We start from the raw sequence: 21,426 nt of genomic DNA, 5'->3' as shown, positions 1-21,426 counted from the left end.
CGCGCGACTGTCTACGCTACATGGGCGAACAGGACCAAAGAGCCTCTTCGCCCGACCGTGCGGGAGTGTGCGCTGGTCAGCGCGCTGTCAGGTCGGCGAGGGCGGTGCAGAGGCGGTCGACGTGTTCCTCACTCGTACCAATGCCGAGGCTCGCGCGGACGGCGGTGTCCCGGCCCGAGGCGCAGTCCGCGTCGTTCCCACCCAGCAGGTGACTGACGAAGGGGTGGGCGCAGAACTTCCCGTCCCGGACGCCGATGCCGTACTCCTCGGACAGCGTGAGCGCCACGTCCCGCGCGTTCCAGCCGTCGACGACGAACGACACGATCCCGACGCGCGGCGCCCGGTCGCCCCACAGGCTCAGCTCGCGGACGGACGGCACCGCCGCCAACCCCGACCGCAGCCGCCTCACCAGCGCCTCTTCGTGGGCGGCGACCGGTTCCCACGCGTCCGACAGGGTTTCGCAGGCGGCGGCGAGCGCGATGGCGCCCAGCACGTTCGGGGACCCGGCCTCGTGCCGCTGCTCGGCGGACGCCGCCCACCTGGTCGTCCGTCCGACGGACGCGCTGGCGCCGCCGCCCTTGAGGTAGGGCGCGGCGGCGCGGAGCCAGTCGGCGCGCCCGGCGAGGACGCCCGCGCCGAACGGCGCGTACAGCTTTTGCCCGGAGAACGCGACGTAGTCGAGGCCGAGCGCCGTCATGTCGATCGGCCCGTGCGGGACGAGCTGCGCCGCGTCCACGGCGATGCGGGCGCCGTTCCGGTGCGCGACCTGCGCGAGCTCTTCGATCGGCCACAGCTCGCCGGTGACGTTGGACGCGGCCGTGACGACGAGCAGCCGCGACCCGATGGGGGATTCGCGCAGCGCCCGGTCGGCGGCGGCGATGGCCTCGGCGGGGGTGGCGGGCGCGGGCAGCCGCAGGGCGCGCTTCCACGGCAGCAGGCTCGCGTGATGCTCGGTCTCGAAGACGACGACGCTCGTCCCGGCGGGCACGGCGTGCGCGAGCAGGTTCATCGCGTCGGTGGTGTTGCGGGTGAACACGACGGCGGAGCGTCGCCAGGCCCCGACGAACGAGCGGACGGTCTCCCGCGCCTCCTCGTACGCCCCGGTCGTGACCTGCGACGCGTAACCCGCGCCGCGGTGCACGCTGCTGTAGTACGGCAGTGCGCGGGTGACCGCCTCGTGCACCGCCTCCAGACAGGGCGCGCTCGCGGCGTAGTCGAGGTTGGCGTACGGGACGCGACGGCCGTCCCGCACCGGGACCGGGACGTCCGCGCCGATGACACGCGGAACCTGGTGAACCCCGACCCCCTCACCGCGCGTCACAGCAGTCGTGATCGCGGCGCGAGCGGACGGAGCGGTGCGGGTGGCGTCGGTGGCGTGGCTGGTGGGGGCGGAGCTGGCGAGCAGCGTCGGCATGCCGGAACCTTCCGGGTCAAGGACCCCGGAAGTCCACCGGGATCCGCGCTTGCCGGAACGCGGTGCCGCGTCCGGCCAGGTCTTCACCCGGGGCACCCCATCGCGGACGAAGGGTTGCCGGCCAGCGAGCCGGGGCTTGGCGCTGGCGCTCATGACCTCATGCGGAAGTATATGCGGGGCCGAAGCGGGATCAAGCAGGAGGATGCGATGCGACACGGGGTGGTTCGGACGCTGGCCGCGGGCGCGGTGGCGCTCGGCGCGTCCGGTCTGCTGGGCGGCTGCGGGGCGCTGGGCGGTGACACCGGCCAGGTCTGCGCCGACACCAAGAAGGCGTTCCAGCAGTACATCACCCAGGTGCGGACCGTCCCGGCGGCCGAGCCCGCGCGGTGGCGGCAGGCGACCGAACAGCTCGCCGGACGCCTGGAGGCGCTCGCGAAGAAGACCGGCGACGACGACCTGAAGAAGGCGCTCAAGGCCGAGGCGGGCAGGCTCCGCGCCGCCGCCCCGGCCGTCGGCACCGGAGACGTCGCCCAGCTCGACACCGTGATGGAACAGACCCCGTCCAGCATCGGCAAGGCCTGCGAGTAGCCGAGCAGGCGTCGACCTCGCGGGTCGGGGGTCAGCCGATGGCGCCTGGGCGGCCTCCGCCGCCTCCGCCTCCGCCGCCGGGATCCCCGCCACCGCCGTCGTCGCCTCCGCCGCCGTCGTCACCGCCCCCGCCGCCGTCGTCGGGCGGGAGGATGGTCGGCAGGTCGGTCGGCGGCGTCGGCAGGTCCGGCTCGTCGGTGGACGGCGGCGGCTCGGACTCCCCGCCCGTGTCCGGCGGCTCCGTCGACGGCCCGACCCCGTCCGGCGGCCTGGTCCAGCCGCCGCCCGGCCTGGACGACGGCGACCCGAACGACTCCGGCTCGAAGCCCTTGATGTTCACGGCGTCGCTCATGTACGTCCGCCAGATCTGCGCGGGCAGCTGCCCGCCGTACGCGCCGTACCCGGGGATGTTCAGCGGTTTGCCGTCGCTGCGGAACATCGCCACCGACGTCGCCATCTGCGGGATGAAGCCGTTGAACCAGATCGCGCGGCCCTCGTCGGTCGTGCCGGTCTTGCCGGCGACGTCGCGGCCGTCGGGCAACTGCGCGCCCGTCCCGGTCCCGCCGCGGACGACCTGCTGCATCGCGTACGTCGCGTCCCGCGCGTTCTGCTGGCTGAGCGCCCGCTCGCCCTTCTCGGTGAACGTGCGCTTGTGGTCGTCGTTGTCGGTGACGGACTTCACCACGAACGGCTCCCGGTGCACGCCCTCGGACGCGAACGTCGCGTACACGCCCGCCTGCTGGACGGGATGCAACGACACGATGCCGAGCGGGAGCGTGGCGGCGCTCCGCTGCGCCGGCTTCATCTGCGAGGCCGGGATGCCCATCTTCTCGGCCATCTCGACGATCTTCTTGTTGCCGATGTCCTTGCCGAGGTTCACGTAGGCGGTGTTGACGGAGTGCTGGGTGGCGGTGACGAGGTTCACCGTCCCGAAGCTCTCGCCGCTGTCGTTCTCGATGGACGACCCGCTGAAGTACTGCGGGGAGCTCCCGTCGTAGGTGGAGTTGAGGGACTTGCCGTCCTCCAGCGCGGCGGCCAGCGCGATCGGCTTGAACCCGGACCCGGCCTGCGCCCAGTCGCCGAACGTGCTGCTCAGCGCCTCCTCCAGGTACCCACGGCCGCCGTAGAACGCGAGGACCTGCCCGGTGGCCGGGTCGATGGACACGGCGCCCGTGCGGATCTTCTTGTTCATCCCGTCCGGGGTGCTCTGGTTCACGGACCGCTTCAGCGCGTCCATCAGCCGCCTGTCGAAGGTCGTGGTGATCTTCAGGCCGCTGCGGTTGATCTCGTCCTCGCTGTAGCCGCGGCGCTCGGTGAGCTCCTTCTTGGCCACGTTGACCATGTAGCCCTTCTGGCCCTTGAGGACGTCGGTGATGTGCGCCTTCCGCGGCGCCGGGAACTTCATCGACGCCGCCTCGGCGGGGTTCAGCGCCCCGTCCCGCACCATGTTGTCGAGGACGGACCGCCAGCGCTGCTCGGCGTGGACGCGGTTCGCGCCGGACGGGTCGGCGAAGCGGCTGGGCTGCTGGATCGCGGCGGCGAGGTAGGCGCCCTCGGCGGCGGTCAGCTCCGAGACGTCCTTGCCGTAGTAGGCCTTGGCGGCGGCCTGCACCCCGTAGGCGTCGCGGCCGAAGTAGATGGTGTTGAGGTACTGCTCCAGGATCCAGTCCTTGGACTTCTCCCGGCCGACCTTCAGCGACACCATGACCTCTTTGAGCTTGCGGGTGACCGACACCTCCTTGCCGATCCCGCCGTAGTAGTTGCGGACCATCTGCTGCGTGATCGTCGACCCGCCCTGCAGCTGCTGCCCGGACACCGTCGACCAGAACGCCCGCGCCGTGCCCGACACGGACACGCCCGGGTCGCCGTAGAAGCTGCGGTTCTCCGCCGCGATCACCGCGTCGCGGGTGCTCTTCGGGATGCGGTCGAGCTTGACCGCGTCCCGGTTGACGCCGGTCTTCGCGATCTGCGTCTTGCCGTCGGAGTAGTAGAACGTCGGGCCCTGCGCGATCGCCTGCTCCTGCGGCGACGGCACGGGCGTGAACAGGTAGGCGACGGCGAACGCGGCGATGAAGAACCCGATGAACCCGAGCAGGACGAACAGCGCCCGCCGCAGGTAGCGCGACCGGCGGCTCCGGGGCTTGCGCGGCCCCTTCCCGCCGCCGCGTCCGGGGCCGGGCCCGCGCCCTGGCGGCCCTCCTTGCTTGGACGTGGCGGCAGGCATGGTCTTGGTATCTCCGCTCGCGGACTCCCCGACACCCCCGGCCTCCGCCGTTCCGTTCGCGCGGGGCGCCGCTGTGTTTTCGGCGTCGCCGGTGATATCGGCGCCGGAGGATTCGGTCTCGTCCCCGGGCGGGACGGCGTCGTCGTCGCTCTTGTCACCGTTCTGAGATATGTCGTCCTCGTAGACGAATTCCGTGTCTTGGGCGGATTCTCCGGTGTGCACGGTCAGCGTGGCGGTCGTTGGACCGTCCCCGCCGACCGGCGGCCCGACCTCGGCGTCAGGCCGGTCCGCTTCGCCCGGCCCGGTGCGCTCCTCGCCCTCCGGACCCTTTCTGCCGTTGCTCACAAGCCCCCCGTGATTAATGCGTTACCGACGATACCTGAGGGGATCAGTGGGATGGGCCGCCCAATGCACAGTCCCGTGGTTCCCAATAGGAGGACGGGCAATGCGCCGCTCCGGTTGTCGTGGCGGATGCGGCGCCGCGGACTTTCTCCGGAAACGCCGAGGGGCGGGACCCGTGCGGGTCTCCGCCCCTCTCAGGTGGCACGGCCGGGGCCGTGCGCGCCTCACTTCTTCTGGATCTTGGCGAGGACGTCGATGACGAACACCAGGGTGTCGTCGCCCTTGATCTTCGGCGGGCTGCCCTTCGAGCCGTAGCCCTCCTTCGGCGGCAGGATCAGCAGCAGGCGGCTGCCGATCTTCGCGCCGGTGAGGCCCTTGTCGAAGCCCGGGACGGTGGCGCCGGTGCCGACCGCGAACTTGGCCGGCGCGCCCTCGGCGCCCCAGCTGGTGTCGAACTCCTGGCCGGTCTTCCAGATCTTGCCCTGGTAGTTGACGACCGCCTCGTCGCCCTTGGCGAGCGCCGGGCCCGTCCCCTCGACGAGGGTCTTGACCTGGAGCTTGTCGGGCGCGTCCTCGCCCTTGGGCATCGTCACCTTGGGCGCCTTGCCGGGGCCCTGGTCCTCGACCTTCGGGAGCTTCTTGTCGGCGAGTTCCTTCTTCGTTCCCTGCGGGGCGGCGTTCTTGGGGACGACCGCCTGGACGTCCACGATGAACACCACCCAGTCCTTCTCGCCGAGCCCGAGCTGCTGACCGTCCTTGCCGAAGCCCTGCGACGGCGGGATCTGCAGGACGACCCGGCTCCCGGCGGTCTGGCCGACCATGCCCTGGTCGAAGCCCTTGATGCCGCTCTTGCCGACGACCAGCGGGCGCGTGGGCTGGCCCTGCGCCTCCTGCTTGTAGGACGAGCCGAGCTGCTTGCTCGTGCTCTTCTTCGAGCTGTCCTCTTCGTCCTTGTCCTTGGACCACTGGTAGAAGGAGTACTGGACGAACAGCGTGTCGCCGCTGGCGATCTTGGGACCGGTGCCCTTGATCGAGGCGGTCGCCTTGCGCTTGCCCTCGGGAGCGAGGTCGGTGGGGATCTTGACCTTGGGCTCGGCCGCGAACTTCCCGGTCACCTCGATCTCCGGCCCGGGCCGGCTGATCCAGTATCCGATGCCGCCCGCGATCGCCAGCGCGACGGCGACCAGGCCCGCGATCATCAGGGTCCGCCGCTTGCGCGCCTGCTTGGCGGTCAGCGCGGACGGCGCGGACGGCCGGTTGAGACCGCTGCCGCGCCCGGCGCTGATGCCGTGCGGGGTGAACTCCGGGCTGCGGATGTTCTTGGCGTTCGGGATCTTCGCCTTCGCCTTGATCGCCGGCTTGCCCCCGGGCTTGTCATCCTCGGACATGATTCCTCACTTGCTCCGGGTTCGACGACATCACGGAAGTGACCACCCTTCCAGGGTCGGTCTAAGCACAGCGTGAAAACCGCGCAAAGAAGGCCGACCCGCAATGTACCGGTCACGCGGGCCTGTGTGGCCCCCGGCAACAGGGACGGGCAACCCGCAACCTATCGGTCACGCGGCCTTGCGTGGCGCCGTGCGACTGGGACGGGGCCAACCCGCAATGTACCGTTCACGCGGCCTGAACGGGCGCCGCGTAACAGGGACGGGGCCGACTCGCAATCTACCGGTCACCCGGCCCCCGTGGGGCCGTGCGCCGAGAGGCGGGGGAGCCGCAAGGATACCCCGCCCGCCGCGACGCTCACACCCGTGCGCCGCCGCGGGGTGGCAGGCTTGGAGGATGCGCCTCGCGACGTGGAACGTCAACTCCGTCAAGGCCCGCCTGCCGCGCCTGCTCGGCTGGCTGGCGGAGACCGGGCCGGACGTCGTCTGCCTCCAGGAGACCAAGTGCCGCGCGGACCAGTTCCCGGCCGCCGAGGTCGAGGAACTCGGGTACGCCACCGCGGCGCACGGCGACGGACGGTGGAACGGTGTCGCCATCCTGTCCAGGGTCGGGATCGAGGACGTCTCCAACAGCTTCCCCGGCGAGCCGGCGTACGAGGGCGAGGTCGACGACGCGCAGATCACGCTGACCGAGCCCGTCCTGCAGCGGGCGCCGGAGGCCCGCGCGGTGGGCGCCACGTGCGGCGGCGTACGGGTCTGGTCCCTGTACGCGCCGAACGGCCGCACACCCGACTCGGCCCACTACGCCTACAAGCTCGAATGGTTCGCGGCGCTCCGCGAAGCCTTGGCCGCCGAGCTGGCCGCGGGGACGCAGCTGGTGGCGTGCGGCGACTACAACGTGGCCCCCACGGACGACGACGTCTGGGACCCGGCCGTGTTCGTCGGCTCCACGCACGTCACCCCGTCGGAGCGCCAGGCGCTCGCCGAGCTCCGGGCGCTGGGCCTCCACGACGTGGTCCCGACCCCGATGAAGGGCCCGCACCCCTATACCTACTGGGATTACCGGGCCGGGATGTTCCACAAGAACATGGGGATGCGCATCGACCTGTTCTATGCGAGCGAGGCCGTGGCCGGACGCGTCCGCTCCGCGTATGTCGACCGGGAGGCACGCAAGGGGAAGGGGCCGTCCGACCACGCTCCCGTCGTCGTGGACCTCGACTAGGCCGCGCGGCGGGCGGGGGTGGGCGGCGGGCGTGGAGGCGGCTAGGTCGCGTGGCGGGTGAGGAGGCGGCGTTTGCCGGTCGCCGGGACGTCGGCCTGCTGGAGGACGGTGAAGCCGCGGGGGAGCAGCGAGGCGGGCTCTCCGGCGCGCAGGCACCATTCGGCGGGCAGGCCCGGGCGGTCGCGGCGCGCGTCCTCGGAGAACGCCTCCCAGGCCAGCGCGCCGCCGTCCAGGACGGCCCGCGCCGCGCGCTCGAACACGGCGCGGTCCCAGAAGCCGGTGCACAGCACGAGCGCGTACCCCGGCGGATCCGGACGCCACAGGCCCAGATCAGCCTGGACGAGCGTGATCAGCGAGCCGAGCCCGCGGCGCCCGGCCTCGGCGGCGAGGCGTCCGAGCGCGAGGTCGGAGATGTCCACGGCCGTGACGGACCGGCCGGTCCCGGCGGCGAGCAGGGCGCCGCCGGACGGCCCGGACGCCAGGTCGAGCACGCCGCCGTCCGGCAGGTCGAGCGCCAGCGCCCGCTCCGCCAGCGGATGGACGGGCGAGAGGGCCGGAGCGTCCCCGTATTTGGCGTTCCACCGGAGCCTGTCCGGGTGCCCGGCCAGGTCCGGTGGCACGTCCTCCATGCGGCCGACTCTACGCCCGGCCCTCCCGCCTCGCGCTCACGCTGCCGGGCGGCGCTCCCGCCTGCCCGCTCCCGCCTGCCCGCTCGCGGTCCCGCGGCTAGCGGAGCTCCGCGATGAGGAGGAGGAACATCGCCGTCGGGAAGCCTCTGCTCCACCACGGGTCGTCGCGCATCTGCTCTTCCGTGGGGTGCGGTTCGCGGAGGTCCGCGATGACGAATCCGGCGTCTCGGAGCGTTCCAGCGTAGAACTCCAGCGGCCGGAGCCATGATGTGACCATCGATGGGGATTCGAGCCCGTCCACCAGGAACCGCTGGTCGATGCCGCGGGACGCGAAGTACTGCGCCGCCGGGATGCTGGCCGCCGCGCCCCGCTCGGCGTGCTCCACGTAGAAGCAGGGGTGCAGGGTCAGCAGGATCAGCCGCCCGCCGCTCTTCAGGACCCGGCCGATCTCGCGGAGCGCGTCGGTCGGGTCCGGCAGGTGGCTGAACAGGTGGTTGCAGACCACCAGGTCGAACGTGCCGTCCTCGAAGGGCAGGTCGTCGACGCTGGCGTAGGCGAACCGCGCCGCGCCGTCCGGCGAGGGGTGCGAGGCCGCCGCGTCGACCAGGCTCTGGCAGGCGTCGATGCCGTCGACGTCCGCGCCCGCGGCGGCCAGCGTGCGGGAGAGATAGCCCTCGCCGCAGCCCGCGTCGAGGACGCGCAGCCCCGCGCAGGGGCCGATGGCGTCGAGGACGGCGGCGTCGGTCAGTTCCGTCCGGTACCGGTCGCGGCGCTCCCTGATGACCTTGACCCAGTACTCCGCGTTGGCCTCCCATCGTTCCTGCGTCAGATTGGCAATGGCCTGCGCCGTGTCCTCCACCGGCTCCCCATTCTCCAGAAGCTGGTTCAGACGATGCCCTTGAGCTGCCGAACCAGCGCGTTGCACGTCTGTCTGATCCTTCTGTCCCGGCAATCGACCCCGCGGAGTTCCACGGCCTGGATCAGCTCGACGATCTTGCCGCCGAACGCGGGGTCGCGTTTCAGCGCGAGCGGAATGTACGTCGACACCAGGTAGTAGAAGTAGGCGTCGTTGTACACGGCGATCTCGCGTAACACCTCGGTCGCCGTATTGCGCAGTGATAGGGAGCTCGGAAGGGTGAAATCGCTGCTCAGGCGGCTGTCACGGGCGTAGGTCGGGAACGCCCATTCCTCCAGTGCCGCGTACACGGGCGTCGTCTCCAGCTCTCTGCGGTACCGCTCCGCGAGCTCGACGTCGTCGGTGTTGATCAGGATGCCCATGACGACGCCGCGCGTCGTCCACGCGGTCTGCCGGGCGGGGTCGTTGAAGCCGAGATCGGCGCCCAGCGCGTCGGTCACCTTGCTGGCCTGGTGCGCGATGACGTTGTGCGCCAGGATCGAATGGAACGAGTAGGCCTTGCGGTGCAGCCGGGGAGCCAGGTCGACCGAGGAGTCGCGGAGGATTTTCGGATCTTGCAGGATGCCCCGGCCCGGCTCGTCGGAGTAGACCAGTTCAAGGGCGCGGTCAGGCTCGCTGCCCCAGAAACGGGCGATGAACGACGACGTCTTCTGCGTCGGCTCGCCCCGGACGATGCACAGCGCCGCCTCAAGCGCGTTCAGCAGATTCTGCTGCGGGACGGGCGCGTTCTCCAGCGCGGCGAGGTCGACGGAGAGACCGACGTCGTGCAGGTCGCCGATGAGGATGTCGCGCCTTTTGTGGACGGCGTGCGACATCGAGTACTCGGCGATTCCCGGGATGGACGACATCAGGCTCTGCAGGGACCGCCCGCTGACCCGGTCGAGCCATTCGACGTTGTCCCACAGCCGGAAGACCGTGCTTTCGTCGAGCCCGGAGAAGGCCGCGACGTCGGACATGTTGAGGCCCATGTCCTTGGTGATCTCGGAGAGTGACTTCGGCTCGCCGTCCGCGGTCATCGCTCGCCCTAGATGTGGCACTTGTTGGCGGTTCGATCGTACCGAAGCGCGGGGCGCGGCGTGCGAGGTGACGGCGGTTGTGTTCGTTCTGTCATCGACGACGGCGAGCATGGCGGGCGGTCACCCCGTCCGCACGGCGTCGCCGAGGTCCAGCACGGTGCGGCTGAGGTTGAGCGTGGTGCGGCTGAGGTCGAGCGTGGCGTGGCCGAGGGTGGGCGTGGTTCGGCCTACGTCGAGCGTGGTGTGGCCGAGGTTGACGGGCGCGGGGAGCCCGCCACCAAGGTCCGGGAACTGCCGCGGCCCGGTGGCCCGGGGGAGCGGCGCGGCGGCATGGTCCAGGAAGCCCCTGTTCGCCTGGAAGGTCCGGCCCGCGACCGGGCACCTGAGCGGTGCCCGGTCGCCGAGTTCCCGGCCGGCGGCGCGGTCGCCCGCGCCGCCGAGGAAATGGTCGTGCCGAGGAGCGACGCCGGGGGCCGGCGCGGTGAGCAGCGGCCCGCGGGCGTCCGCCTCGTCCTCCCGCGGGTCGAGTTCTGACCGTCGGGTCAGGCTCGGCGCCGGCCCCTGCGTCACGGCAGTCGCCATCCTTCCCGGACGCCCACCCCGAACCAGAACGTCGCCCCGTTCTTGCTCCGATGGGTGCCGAAGTCGGTGGCGAGCGCCTTCATCAGGAGGAGCCCCCGCCCGTGTACTGGCAAGGGCTCCTTCGGCGCGCGCGGCTGCCCGGGCGCGGCGCCGCCGTCGGTGACCTCGACGCGGACGTACCGGTCGAGGTGCATGACGGACAGCGTGATCGTCCCGTCCGGGCGGGGCCGCGCGTGCAGCACCGAGTTGGTCATGGCCTCGCTGGTGAGCAGTTCGAGGTCGCCGAGCTCGGACCGGTCGGCGCCGAAGTGCTGCCCGACGAGTTCCCTGACATAGGATCTCGCGAGCCGCACGGCGGCCGGGGTCGCGGCAAGGTCGATCTCGCCGATGAGCCGCCCGCAGGACTTGCCGTTGTTCCAGGCGGACGGGATTCCGAGTTCCAGCGACGGTGCGGGCGCCGGGACGAGTACGGGCGTTCCGGACCACGCGTCAGATGCGTTCATGGCGGCGTTGGCTTCACGTCTCCGTGTCGGGCTGTATGCGAACATGTGTTCTTCGGCCTGGTCGAAGTGAGCATTTCCAGCCGGCCCGTTCGCGGGAGCCGTGGCCTGTGCGGACCTGCCGGGTTGAAAAGTGCTCAGTGGACGTGGGGAGTGGAACAACACACACTCTTACGCACCGCGCACCTGCCAGTCACCGACTCTTGCGCGCATGCAAGAGACTTGCCGCACGCTGGGGATCCTTACCATCCGTCCAAGATCCGCCACACTGGCGGCGGGCGGACCTCGCCTGCCGGGCGGGTTTTTCAGGCGGCGTTCAGTGATCACCGAGGGCCGTTATGGAATGAGCCGCTGAAGGAGGGTGTCGCGGAGGCGGGCCAAGGTCATGTTCTCGGCCGCGGCGGCCTCTACTCGGCTGGCCAGGGGTTTTACGAAATCGTTGAATACGCGGGCGCGGGCGTCGTCCGGCCATGGCACCTCGTGGACGGCGAGGTCCGGCCATTTGGCGCGCGGCATTCGGGTGCCCTCGCCGACCGCGGACGCGTGGGCCACGACCCCGTCGCTCGACAGCGCCGCGAGGAGCCAGCCGCGATAGGCGTCCTGTTTCGGACGGACGACGAGAATGTCGGTCGAGGCGACGCCGTCGACGAAGGCCAGGCCGACCTTGTGGAAATAGGGGCGGAGCTTGCCGAACAGCACATCGCCGGGCGCGAATCGTCTCTTCGCGCTGATCACGGCGGACGAATCCGTCCAAGAAGTGAGCCACATGTGGCGTTTCGGCATGTGTTCGAGGGCGATGTAGTTCTCGTCCCGGTGCATCCGCGCGGCCTGAATGTTCGACCGCACCAGCGAGCCGAGGCGCTCTATCCGGATCGTGGTCGCCGACGCGGCGGCCAGCTCCTCGAAGCGTGCGCGGACGAGTTCGTCCGCCAGCGCCGCGATGCGGCGGTTCACGGCGATCTTCTCGTCGAGGGCGGCGAGGACGGACGCCGCCGAATCCTGTTCCGCGCGGGTCGTCCGGGCGACGGCGAGACGGCTCAGAATGCCCTGGGTGAGCAGCGGCTGGCCCGATCCGATGCGGTACCGGTTCAGGTCGAGCCTTTTGAGGAGGTAGTAGACGTAGCGCGGGTTCACGCCGTCCTTCGGCGTGGCGATGATGGCGTTGTCGGTGACCCAGCAGCGGTCCGGGCTGTAATGGACGGCGCCGCAGTACGATCCGACGCGTCCGATAATGGTGGCGTGGGCGCCGGCGTTGAAAAGTTCGGACGCGCCTATGACGCCGTTGGCGCCGTAGGTGCGGTAGGCCGGTCCCTTGCCGGCTCGCTTGCCCGACGCCTGTGACCTGCCATTCGAGAAGGCGACGATTTCGCCCAGGCGTATCTGCTCGTCACTCATCCAGGCGCCCCAGTTCCGTGCGGACGACCTGGTCGAGCCGCGCCGACTCCTCGAACTGCGTGAACAGTTCCTTGGTGAGGCGCTCGACCTTGTCAGCAATGGGCTCGTCGCCCGCGGCGGCCGTCGCGGCGCCGACATAGCGTCCCGGGGTGAGAACGTGGTCATGGGAACGGATCTCGTCCAGGCCGGCGGCGTAGCAGAACCCGGGGACATCGGAGTGTGCGCCGTCCCGCCAGGAATGGTGGGCACCGGCTATCCTGCCGATATCGGCGCTGGTGAGGACGCGTTCGGTGCGATCGATCAACGTGCCCATGGCGCGTGCGTCGATGAACAGCACCTGATTTCGCATTGTCTTGCTCTTGTCGAAGAACCAGAGGCATGCCGGGATGGGCGTGCTCCGGAAGAGCTGCCCAGGCAATGCGATGACGCACGAGACCAGGTCGGCCTCCACCATCGCCGCGCGGATGCCGTGCTCGGCCGACTGCCGTGACGACATCGACCCGTTCGCCATCACCACGCCCGCGGCGCCCTGCGGGCCCAGCTTGGCGACGATGTGCTGAATCCAAGCGAAATTGGCGTTCCCCGCGGGCGGGACGCCGAATCGCCAGCGCGGGTCGCCGGTGTCGCGGTACCAGTCCGACATGTTGAACGGCGGATTGGCCAGCACGTAGTCGGCGTGCAGCTCCGGATGCGCGTCCTCGTAGAAGGTGTCGGACCACCGGCCGGAAAGGTCGCCGGCGATCCCGTGGACGGCCAGGTTCATCTTCGCCAGCCGCCACGTCCGCTCGTTCGCCTCCTGCCCGTAGACGGCGATGTCGTCCAGCCGTCCCCGATGGCTGAGGACGAACTTCTCCGCCTGCACGAACATGCCGCCCGAGCCGCAGCACGGGTCGTACACGCGTCCTTTGAACGGTTCGAGGATCTCGACCAGTACCTTCACCACGCTGGGCGGCGTGTAGAACTCGCCGCCGCGCTTTCCCTCGGCGCGCGCGAACCTTTCCAGAAAGTATTCGTAGACCTCGCCGAGCACATCACGGGCGGATTTGCCGCCAGGCCCGCCAGGCCCGCCGTGTCCGTCGAACCGTACGTCGCCTATCAGCCCGACCAGTTCGCCGAGGCGGCGCTGGTCGACTTCGTCCCGTCCGAAAAGCTTCGGAAGGACACCGGCGAGCGGGGGATTGGCGTGCATGACCGCGTCCATGGCCGCGTCGACCGCCGCACCGATCGTCTCCGGCCGCGCCTGCGCGGCGACCTCCTCCCAACGGGCCCCGGCCGGTACCCGGAAAGGACCCTCGCCGGACGAGTCGGACACATACTTCAGGAACACCAGCCCGAGTACGAAGTCCCTGTAATGGGCCGCGTCGACGGACCCGCGCAGCTTGTCGGCCGCCTTCCAGAGAATCTCCTTGAGGTCCGGGTCAGGTCTCATAAGCCGATTCTCCCGCGTCGAGCCCACCGCCCACGCCCGCCGCGCGGCATTTCCCTGGACGCGCCTGTTGGCCGGCCGCGCCTGTTGGACGGCCGCCCGTTACGGTGCGAGGCTGCCGTGCGTGGTGGTCGTGGGCGTTCTGGCACTGGCCGCGCTGGCGGGATGGCTGTACCTGGCATTCGGCCACGGCGGTTTCTGGAAGACCGGCCCGCGCCTTTCCTCGGGCGCGGACCCGCCCGAATGGCCGGACGTCGTGGCCGTGATCCCCGCCCGCGACGAGGCCGCCGTCCTCCCGGAGACCCTGCCGACCCTGCTGGCACAGCGCTATCCAGGCGATTTCAGCGTCCTCCTGGTCGACGACGGAAGCACCGACGGCACCGCCGAGACCGCCGACCGCCTCGCCGCCGAGACCGTGCGCCGCCTCGCCGCCGAGCCCGTAAGCCAGCTCTCCGGGGAGTCCGCCGAGTCCGCGGAGGGCGTCCGCGGCGGCCCGGCGGGTTTCCGCGTCGTGCGCGCGAGGGACCGTCCCGAAGGCTGGGCGGGCAAGGTCTGGGCGATGTCGGAGGGCGTCCGGGCGGCGGGCGGGCCCGAGTTCCTCCTGTTCACCGACGCCGACATCGCCTACGCGCCCGGAACCGTGACGGACCTCGTCCGCGCCGCCACGTCCGGCGGGCGCGACCTCGTGTCGCGGATGGCGACGCTCAGCACCCGCACCGGCTGGGAACGCGTGATCGTCCCCGCCTTCGTGTACTTCTTCGCGCAGCTGTACCCGTTCCGCCGCGTCGCCCGCGACGGGTCGCGCACCGCCGCCGCGGCGGGCGGCTGCATGCTCGTCCGCCGTGCCGCCCTCGCGCGCGCGGGCGGGCTCACGGAGATCAGGGGCGCGCTGATCGACGACGTGGCGCTCGGACGCCTGCTCAAGCGCGCCGGCGGCCGCTGCCGCCTCGACCTGAGCCGCGACGTCGTCAGCCGCCGCCCCTACCCGCGCCTCGCCGACCTGTGGACGATGGTCGCCCGCAGCGCCTACCACCAGCTCCGCTACTCGCCGGTCCTGCTGGCGGGCACCGTCCTGACCCTCGTCCTGATGTACGCGGTCCCGCCCGCCGCGGCCGTCGCGGGCCTGACCGGCCTCGCCCTCGGCGCGGACGCCGCCGCGCTCCCCGCCGCCGCGGGCCTCCTCGCCTGGACGATCACGACCGCCACCTACACGCCCATGCTCCGCTTCTACCGCCTGTCGCCGCTGCGCGCCCCGGCCCTGCCCCTCGTGGCCCTCATGTACGCGGCCATGACCGTCGATTCGGCCCGCAGGCACTACGCGGGCAAAGGCGGCGCCTGGAAGGGCAGGACGGCCCCGTGAAAGGGTTCTCGCGCGGCAATTATTGGTGCTATCTGTAGTAGTCCGTACCTTTTTGACAGGGGTGGGCGATGGCGGCCGGCGGATCGGCGGGGGAACGGGCGCGCCGCATTCGCGAGGAGGCGATGAGGTTGCAGCGCCTCTCCCGGGAGGCGCACCGGCAGGCGGGCCGCTGGGAGGCCGCGGGGGAGGCCGAGCGGCAGGTGGCCGCCACGCTGATGGCCCTCACCGCCACCGGCTGGCAGCTGCTCGTCGACCGGAGGTGGCCCGGGACCCCGGCCGCGAACGTCGACATGATCCTCATCGGGCCGCCGGGCGTGTTCGTCATCGACGTCAAGCGGTGGCGCGACCCGCCGGGCGTCGGCGGCGGCCGGCTGCTGTCCGGCGCGGAGCCCCGCGACGGCGAGGTCGCCAAGCTCCTTAACCTCACCCGGACGGTCGAGGAGCACGCGGCCGAGCTGGGCATGTCGCCGGTCGCGGTGCGGCCTCTGATGATCTTCGCCGGGCACCGGCTCGACACGCGGGCCGGACGCGTCCGCCTGCTGGGCCGCGACGACGCCGTCCCCGCCCTGTTCGGGGAGCAGGACCTGCTCAGACCGGCGATGGTCCGCGCGATGTCCGGGCATCTGGCGGACCGCTTCCCCGAATACGACACGACGTCCCTCGACGAGCCCGCCGCGTCCGCCGCGTCCGCGTCCCCAGGCCCGGCGGCGGGGGACGACGCGTTGTTCGACGCCGAGGAAGTGGAGCGCGTCGCGGCGGAGTCGATGCTCCAGGCGCCCATCGAGCGGTGGATGACGTTCCTGCACCCGGACCAGGTGTCGATCGTCCGGCGCGACTGGAGCGGGCCGGCGCGCGTCAGCGGGCCCGCAGGCACCGGCAAGACCGTCGTCGGCCTGCACCGGGCCGCGCACCTGGCCGGACGCACGACCGGCCGCATCCTGTACGTCACGTTCGCCAACAACCTGCCGCGGGTGCAGTGCCGCCTGTTCGGGACGATGGCGGGCGCGTTCGCCGGGCGCGTCGAGTTCACCAGCCTCCACACCTGGGCCAGGACGTTCCTGGACGGCCGCGGCGTCCACCTCAACCTGGTCGGGAGCCGCGCGGACGACGCCTTCTCCCGCGCCTGGGTGAGCGCGGGCCGCGACAGCGTCCTCCCGGAGATCGAGGCCACGCCCGGCTACTGGCGGGACGAGATCAACTACGTGATCAAGGGCCGCGGCCTGACCTCGCTGGAGGAGTACCGCACGGTCGCGCGGCCGGGCCGCCGCACCGCCCTGCGGACCGCGCACCGCGAGGCCGTCTGGCTGCTGTACGAGGAGTACGAGCTGCTCCTCGCCGAACGCGGCGTCTGCGACTTCAACGACGTCCTGCTGGCGGCGCTCGCGGAACTGGCCGAGCGTCCGGTCGAGCCGCCCTACGCGGCGGTGATCGTCGACGAGGTCCAGGACCTCACGCTCACCGGCGTCAGGCTTCTGCACGCCCTGGTCGGGGACGGCCCCAACGGCCTGCTGCTCATCGGCGACGGCCAGCAGGCGGTGTACCCGGGCGGGTTCAGGCTCGCCGACGCCGGAATCCGGGTCAAGGGCCGCGGGGCCGTGCTGCGCACGAACTACCGCAACGCCGCGACGATCCTGGAGGCCGCGCTGGAGCTGGTCTCCGGCGACCCGTTCGACGACCTGGACGGGCCGAGCCCGAACGGCCGCCGCACGGTCGACGCGACCTACCACGACGGCCGGGTCCTCCGCGAGGACGCCGCCGACGCCGCGGACCACGACCGCCGCCTCATCGCCGCGATCAACGACCTGACCGCCCCGGACGGGACGTCCTCGCTGGCAGGCGCGGCGGTCCTGTGCCGGTCGCGCCGCGACATCGACCACTACCACCGCTGCCTGAGCCGCGCCGGGATCCCCGTCCTGCGGCTGGAGCGCTACGACGGGCGTCCCGTCGAGGCCGTCAAGCTCGGCACCTACCGCCGTGCCAAGGGCCTTGAGTTCAAGCAGGTTTTCCTCCCGCACCATGACGCCGACGCCGCCGCGGCCACCCCGAACGGCCAGGGCGAGCCGGGCGAGGCGGGTGATCCGGCCGGTCGGGAGCGCGCGGAGCTGGCGCGGCGCCAGCTGTTCGTCGCGATGACCCGGGCCCGCGACCTGCTCTGGCTCGGCTCGGTCGCGGGCCCTCGCTGACACCCCGGCCTCCCGCCGGGCAGGATGGCCCCATGGACTTGGTGGAGTTCCTCCGCGACCGGCTGGCCAGGGACGAGCAGATCGCCCAGGCGTGCGCGGGCGCACCCTGGAAGGCCGAACCGTCCGGAACGATCAACACCGACGCCGCGGACCAGGACGGCGGGCCCGCCTTCGTGGCGACGGCGGAGAACGGCGCGTACGCCGAGCACATCGCCCGCCACGACCCGTCCAGGACGCTGCGCGAGGTGGCCGCCGCGCGACAGATCATCGACGACCACGAGAAGGGGACCTGGCTTCTCGGCCAGGGCCACGGCACCCCCGAACTGGACGCGGCCCACGCCGTCCGCGAGTCCGTCCTCCGCCTGCTCGCCCTCCCTTATGCCGCGCACCCGGCCTACCGCGAGGAATGGCGCCCTTGAGGTCAGGAATGGCGGCCTTGAGGCGGCCTTGAGGCGGCCTTGAGGCGGCGCGTCCCGGCGACGACGATGATCAATGTGGGGCGCGCCTGACACAACGGACCCGGTGCCTGTAACCTCGATGGGGAGCCGAGAGGCGCTGCAACGGGCAACGGCCCGCCACGCTCGGCTCCATCTCACCGGATCGACAAGGGCGCCTCCCACGTGAACTGGGAGGTGCTTGGAAATGACCGAGAACAAGCTTCGCGAACTTCTGGACCAGCGGATCGCCGTTCTCGACGGCGCGTGGGGCACGATGCTCCAGGGCGCGGGCCTCACCCCTGGCGACTACCGCGGCGACCTCATCGGCGGCGACCATCCGAAGGACGTCACCGGCGATCCCGACGTGCTGAACCTGACCCGTCCCGACGTGATCCTGGACGTCCACCGGCAGTACCTCGACGCCGGCGCCGACATCACCACCACCAACACGTTCACCGCGACGAGCATCGGCCAGGCCGACTACGGCCTTGAGGGCCTCGTCCACGACATGAACGTGCAGGGCGCGCGGCTGGCCCGCCAGGCCGCCGACGAGGCGGGCGGCCGCCTCGTCGCCGGTTCCGTCGGCCCCCTGAACGTCACCCTCTCCATCTCGCCCGACGTCGACGACCCGGCCTTCCGCGCCGTCACGTTCGACCAGGTCAAGGACGCCTACGCCGAGCAGATCGGCGGGCTCGCCGAGGGCGGCGCCGACCTCCTCCTCATCGAGACGATCTTCGACACGCTGAACGCGAAGGCCGCGATCGCCGCCGCCCGCGAGGTCGCCCCGCACCTGCCGCTGTGGATCTCGCTGTTCGTGGACGTGTCCAGGCGGACGCTCTCCGGCCAGACCGTCGAGGCATTCTGGCGGTCCGTCGAGCACGCCGAGCCGCTCGTCGTCGGCCTGAACTGCTCGCTCGGCGCCGACGAGATGCGTCCCCACGTCGAGGAACTGGCCCGCATCGCCGGGACCTACACCGCGAGCTATCCGAACGCGGGCCTGCCGAACGCGTTCGGCGGCTACGACCAGACGCCCGACGAGACCGGGGCCAAGCTCGGCGAGTTCGCCGCGTCCGGCCTGGTCAACGCGGTCGGCGGCTGCTGCGGGACGACCCCGGACCACATCGCCCGCGTCGCCCAGGCCGTCCGGGAGAAGGCGCCCCGCGAACTCGCCAGGCCCGGCCGCGCGGCCCGCTTCAGCGGCCTGGAACCGTTCGAGATCGGCCCGGACACCGGCTTCGTCATGATCGGCGAGCGCACCAACGTCACCGGCTCCAAGCGGTTCCGGAAGCTGATCGAGGCGGGCGACCACCAGGCCGCGGTGGACGTGGCGCTCGAACAGGTCCGCGGCGGCGCGAACCTCCTCGACGTCAACATGGACGCCGACCTGCTCGACAGCGAGCGGGAGATGACGACGTTCCTGAACCTGATCGCGACCGAGCCCGAGGTCGCCCGCATCCCGATCATGGTGGACAGCTCGCGGTGGAGCGTGCTGGAGGCGGGGCTGAAGACCGTCCAGGGCAAGGGCGTCGTCAACTCGATCAGCCTGAAGGAGGGCGAGGGCCCGTTCCTGGAGCAGGCCAGCCGCGTCCGCGACTTCGGCGCCGGAGTCGTCGTCATGGCGTTCGACGAGACGGGCCAGGCCGACACCACCGAGCGCAAGGTTGCGATCTGCGGCCGTGCCTACGACCTCCTCACCCAGAAGGCCGGGTTCCCCGCCGAGGACATCATCTTCGACCCGAACGTCCTCGCCGTCGCGACCGGCATCTCCGAGCACAACGGCTACGCGAAGGCGTTCATCGACGCGCTGCCCCTGATCAAGGAGCGCTGCCCCGGCGCCCGCACCAGCGGCGGCATCTCCAACCTGTCGTTCTCGTTCCGCGGCAACGATGTCGTCCGCGAGGCGATGCACTCGGCGTTCCTGCTCCACGCCGTCCGCGCCGGGCTCGACATGGGCATCGTCAACGCCGGGCAACTCGCCGTCTACGAGGACATCCCCGCCGACCTGCTCGAACTCGTCGAGGACGTGCTGTTCGACCGCCGTCCCGACGCGACCGACCGGCTCGTCTCGTTCGCCGAGAACGTCAAGGGCAAGGGCACGAAGCGGGAGGTCGACCTGTCCTGGCGGGACGCGCCCGTCGCGCAGCGCCTCTCGCACGCCCTCGTCCACGGCATCATCGACTTCATCGAGGACGACACCGAGGAGGCCCGCGCGCAGGCCGCCCGCCCCCTCGACGTCATCGAGGGCCCGCTGATGGACGGCATGAAGGTCGTCGGCGACCTGTTCGGGTCCGGCAAGATGTTCCTGCCGCAGGTGGTCAAGAGCGCCCGCGTGATGAAGCGCTCGGTCGCCTACCTGGAGCCGTTCATGGAGCGGGAGAAGCAGGAGGCGCTGCGCGCCGGGCGGATCACGTCCGACCGCGGCCAGGGCAAGATCGTCCTCGCGACGGTCAAGGGCGACGTGCACGACATCGGCAAGAACATCGTCGGCGTCGTGCTCGGCTGCAACAACTACGACGTCGTCGACCTCGGCGTCATGGTCCCCGCCGCCAAGATCCTCGACACGGCCGTCGCGGAGGGCGCCGACGCCGTCGGCCTGTCCGGCCTGATCACGCCGTCGCTGGACGAGATGGTGTCCGTCGCGTCCGAGATGGAGCGCCGCGGGCTGCGGCTGCCGCTGCTGATCGGCGGCGCGACGACGTCCAGGCAGCACACCGCCGTGAAGATCGCGCCCGCCTACGACGCGACGACCGTGCACGTCCTGGACGCGTCCCGCGTCGTCGGCGTCGTGTCCGACCTCCTCGACGAGGGCCGCGCCGAGACGCTCGACGCCGCCAACCGCGCCGAGCAGGCCAGGCTCCGCGAGCTGCACGAGAACAAGCAACGCACCCCGCTCCTCACCATCGGGAAGGCGCGCGCGAACCCGGAGAAGGTCGCCTTCGACGACCTTCCGACCCCCGACTTCACGGGCGTGCGCGTCGTCCAGCCGGACCTGACCGCCGTCCGCGAGATGATCGACTGGCAGTTCTTCTTCCTCGCCTGGGAGCTGAAGGGCAAGTACCCGGCGATCCTCGACCAACCCGTCGCCCGCGAGCTGTTCGACGAGGGCAACGAGCTCCTCGACCAGATCGTCGCGGACGAGGCGTTCGAGGCCCACGGCGCCTACGGGTTCTGGCCCGCGCACTCCGACGGCGACGACATCGTCCTGCCGCAGGCCCGCTTCCCGATGCTCCGCCAGCAGACCGCCAAGCCGGCGGGCCGCCCGAACCGCTGCCTCGCCGACTACATCGCCCCGTCCGGCGACCACCTGGGCGGCTTCGCCGTGACGATCCTCGGCGCCGAGGACCTCGCCGCCAAGTACGAGGAGGACAACGACGACTACAAGGCCATCATGGTCAAGGCCCTCGCCGACCGGATGGCCGAGGCGTTCGCCGAGTACGTCCACCTGGAGGCCCGCCGCGCCTGGTTCGAGCCCGGCGCCGACCCCGCCCTGGAAGACCTGCACGCCGAGCGCTTCCGCGGCATCCGCCCCGCGCTCGGCTACCCGGCGAGCCCCGACCACAGCCTGAAGCAGACCCTGTTCGACCTGCTGGACGCGGGCCGCCTCGGCATGAAGCTCACCGAGTCGTACGCGATGACCCCCGCCGCCAGCGTCAGCGGCCTCATCTTCGCCCACCCCTCGTCCCGCTACTTCACGGTCGGGCGCGTGGGCAAGGACCAGGTCGACGACTACGCCGTCCGCTGCGGCCTCCCCGTCCCGGAGGTCGAGCGCTGGCTGGCCCCCAACCTCGCCTACGACCCGTCCTGACC

The 21,426-nt window shown here is 71.3% G+C and carries 16 protein-coding genes and 2 riboswitches; of the genes, 6 read left to right on the top strand and 10 right to left on the bottom strand.

Annotation, left to right across the window (positions count from 1 at the left end; all coding sequences use genetic code 11):
- Positions 1 to 76: 76 nt before the first annotated feature.
- Positions 77 to 1,414 (bottom strand): aminotransferase class V-fold PLP-dependent enzyme, encoded by a 1,338-nt coding sequence (locus ACH34T_RS09695; protein WP_395991668.1) that lies wholly within the window; start codon positions 1,412 to 1,414, stop codon positions 77 to 79.
- A gap of 40 nt (positions 1,415 to 1,454) precedes the next feature.
- Positions 1,455 to 1,571, bottom strand: a riboswitch (SAM riboswitch).
- Between the two features lie 50 nt (positions 1,572 to 1,621).
- On the opposite strand from ACH34T_RS09695, the gene ACH34T_RS09690 reads away from it, so the two are divergent.
- Entirely contained in the window at positions 1,622 to 2,002 is a 381-nt protein-coding gene (locus ACH34T_RS09690; RefSeq protein WP_395991667.1) for a hypothetical protein, read from the top strand.
- Between the two features lie 31 nt (positions 2,003 to 2,033).
- On the opposite strand, the gene ACH34T_RS09685 is transcribed toward ACH34T_RS09690, so the two are convergent.
- On the bottom strand, positions 2,034 to 4,571 hold the full coding sequence (locus ACH34T_RS09685; RefSeq protein WP_395991666.1) for a transglycosylase domain-containing protein: 2,538 nt from the start codon (positions 4,569 to 4,571) through the stop codon (positions 2,034 to 2,036).
- Between the two features lie 221 nt (positions 4,572 to 4,792).
- Entirely contained in the window at positions 4,793 to 5,956 is a 1,164-nt protein-coding gene (locus tag ACH34T_RS09680; RefSeq protein ID WP_395991665.1) for an FKBP-type peptidyl-prolyl cis-trans isomerase, read from the bottom strand.
- 394 nt (positions 5,957 to 6,350) lie between these two features.
- On the opposite strand from ACH34T_RS09680, the gene ACH34T_RS09675 reads away from it, so the two are divergent.
- Positions 6,351 to 7,175, top strand: a complete 825-nt coding sequence (locus ACH34T_RS09675; RefSeq protein WP_395991664.1) for an exodeoxyribonuclease III — start codon at positions 6,351 to 6,353, stop codon at positions 7,173 to 7,175.
- Between the two features lie 41 nt (positions 7,176 to 7,216).
- Here the strand turns inward: ACH34T_RS09675 and ACH34T_RS09670 are convergent, their stop codons facing one another.
- The 7 genes from ACH34T_RS09670 to ACH34T_RS09640 form a co-directional block, all read right to left on the bottom strand.
- Positions 7,217 to 7,804, bottom strand: a complete 588-nt coding sequence (locus ACH34T_RS09670; protein ID WP_395991663.1) for a hypothetical protein — start codon at positions 7,802 to 7,804, stop codon at positions 7,217 to 7,219.
- A 97-nt stretch (positions 7,805 to 7,901) separates the two neighbouring features.
- A complete protein-coding gene (locus ACH34T_RS09665) occupies positions 7,902 to 8,663 on the bottom strand; it encodes a class I SAM-dependent methyltransferase (RefSeq protein ID WP_395991662.1) in 762 nt (253 codons plus the stop codon).
- 26 nt (positions 8,664 to 8,689) lie between these two features.
- Positions 8,690 to 9,736, bottom strand: a complete 1,047-nt coding sequence (locus tag ACH34T_RS09660; protein ID WP_395991661.1) for a hypothetical protein — start codon at positions 9,734 to 9,736, stop codon at positions 8,690 to 8,692.
- Between the two features lie 120 nt (positions 9,737 to 9,856).
- On the bottom strand, positions 9,857 to 10,306 hold the full coding sequence (locus ACH34T_RS09655) for an SAM-dependent methyltransferase (protein ID WP_395991660.1): 450 nt from the start codon (positions 10,304 to 10,306) through the stop codon (positions 9,857 to 9,859).
- Entirely contained in the window at positions 10,303 to 10,821 is a 519-nt protein-coding gene (locus ACH34T_RS09650) for an ATP-binding protein (protein WP_165969268.1), read from the bottom strand. The genes ACH34T_RS09655 and ACH34T_RS09650 overlap by 4 nt, the downstream gene beginning before the upstream one ends.
- A 333-nt stretch (positions 10,822 to 11,154) precedes the next feature.
- Positions 11,155 to 12,213, bottom strand: coding sequence for a restriction endonuclease subunit S (locus tag ACH34T_RS09645; RefSeq protein WP_395991659.1), 1,059 nt, complete (start codon positions 12,211 to 12,213; stop codon positions 11,155 to 11,157).
- Complete coding sequence (locus ACH34T_RS09640; RefSeq protein ID WP_395991658.1) at positions 12,206 to 13,642, bottom strand: N-6 DNA methylase; 1,437 nt, start codon at positions 13,640 to 13,642, stop codon at positions 12,206 to 12,208. Before ACH34T_RS09640 ends, ACH34T_RS09645 begins: the two co-directional genes overlap by 8 nt.
- 121 nt (positions 13,643 to 13,763) lie before the next feature.
- Between ACH34T_RS09640 and ACH34T_RS09635 the strand changes: the two genes are divergently transcribed.
- The 4 genes from ACH34T_RS09635 (at position 13,764) to metH (ending at position 21,424) form a co-directional block, all read left to right on the top strand.
- Positions 13,764 to 14,999 carry a glycosyltransferase gene (locus ACH34T_RS09635; RefSeq protein ID WP_395991657.1) on the top strand — a complete coding sequence of 412 codons (1,236 nt, stop codon included), beginning with the start codon at positions 13,764 to 13,766 and terminating at the stop codon, positions 14,997 to 14,999.
- A 122-nt stretch (positions 15,000 to 15,121) separates the two neighbouring features.
- The gene (locus ACH34T_RS09630; protein WP_395991656.1) at positions 15,122 to 17,182 is read left to right on the top strand and encodes a UvrD-helicase domain-containing protein; all 2,061 of its coding nucleotides are present in this window, start codon (positions 15,122 to 15,124) and stop codon (positions 17,180 to 17,182) included.
- A 32-nt stretch (positions 17,183 to 17,214) separates the two neighbouring features.
- On the top strand, positions 17,215 to 17,601 hold the full coding sequence (locus ACH34T_RS09625; protein WP_395991655.1) for a DUF6221 family protein: 387 nt from the start codon (positions 17,215 to 17,217) through the stop codon (positions 17,599 to 17,601).
- A gap of 122 nt (positions 17,602 to 17,723) precedes the next feature.
- A riboswitch (S-adenosyl-L-homocysteine riboswitch) is annotated at positions 17,724 to 17,804 on the top strand.
- Positions 17,805 to 17,824: 20 nt separating this feature from the next.
- Complete coding sequence (gene metH, locus ACH34T_RS09620) at positions 17,825 to 21,424, top strand: methionine synthase (RefSeq protein ID WP_395991654.1); 3,600 nt, start codon at positions 17,825 to 17,827, stop codon at positions 21,422 to 21,424.
- The last annotated feature ends 2 nt before the right edge of the window (positions 21,425 to 21,426 follow it).

It is taken from the genome of Actinomadura sp. 9N215, assembly GCF_044326345.1.
Taxonomy (GTDB): Bacteria; Actinomycetota; Actinomycetes; order Streptosporangiales; family Streptosporangiaceae; genus Spirillospora.
This window is presented reverse-complemented; position numbering and strand designations above follow the sequence as displayed.

What these genes read in the sequence shown, in the direction of transcription:
- ACH34T_RS09680 (WP_395991665.1), bottom strand. Translation starts at nt 5,956, where the DNA reads ATGTCCGAGGATGACAAGCCCGGGGGCAAGCCGGCGATCAAGGCGAAG.
- ACH34T_RS09675 (WP_395991664.1), top strand. Translation starts at nt 6,351, where the DNA reads ATGCGCCTCGCGACGTGGAACGTCAACTCCGTCAAGGCCCGCCTGCCG.
- ACH34T_RS09670 (WP_395991663.1), bottom strand. Translation starts at nt 7,804, where the DNA reads ATGGAGGACGTGCCACCGGACCTGGCCGGGCACCCGGACAGGCTCCGG.
- ACH34T_RS09650 (WP_165969268.1), bottom strand. Translation starts at nt 10,821, where the DNA reads ATGAACGCATCTGACGCGTGGTCCGGAACGCCCGTACTCGTCCCGGCG.
- ACH34T_RS09645 (WP_395991659.1), bottom strand. Translation starts at nt 12,213, where the DNA reads ATGAGTGACGAGCAGATACGCCTGGGCGAAATCGTCGCCTTCTCGAAT.
- ACH34T_RS09690 (WP_395991667.1), top strand. Translation starts at nt 1,622, where the DNA reads ATGCGACACGGGGTGGTTCGGACGCTGGCCGCGGGCGCGGTGGCGCTC.
- ACH34T_RS09630 (WP_395991656.1), top strand. Translation starts at nt 15,122, where the DNA reads ATGAGGTTGCAGCGCCTCTCCCGGGAGGCGCACCGGCAGGCGGGCCGC.
- ACH34T_RS09695 (WP_395991668.1), bottom strand. Translation starts at nt 1,414, where the DNA reads ATGCCGACGCTGCTCGCCAGCTCCGCCCCCACCAGCCACGCCACCGAC.
- ACH34T_RS09660 (WP_395991661.1), bottom strand. Translation starts at nt 9,736, where the DNA reads ATGACCGCGGACGGCGAGCCGAAGTCACTCTCCGAGATCACCAAGGAC.
- ACH34T_RS09625 (WP_395991655.1), top strand. Translation starts at nt 17,215, where the DNA reads ATGGACTTGGTGGAGTTCCTCCGCGACCGGCTGGCCAGGGACGAGCAG.
- ACH34T_RS09640 (WP_395991658.1), bottom strand. Translation starts at nt 13,642, where the DNA reads ATGAGACCTGACCCGGACCTCAAGGAGATTCTCTGGAAGGCGGCCGAC.
- metH (WP_395991654.1), top strand. Translation starts at nt 17,825, where the DNA reads ATGACCGAGAACAAGCTTCGCGAACTTCTGGACCAGCGGATCGCCGTT.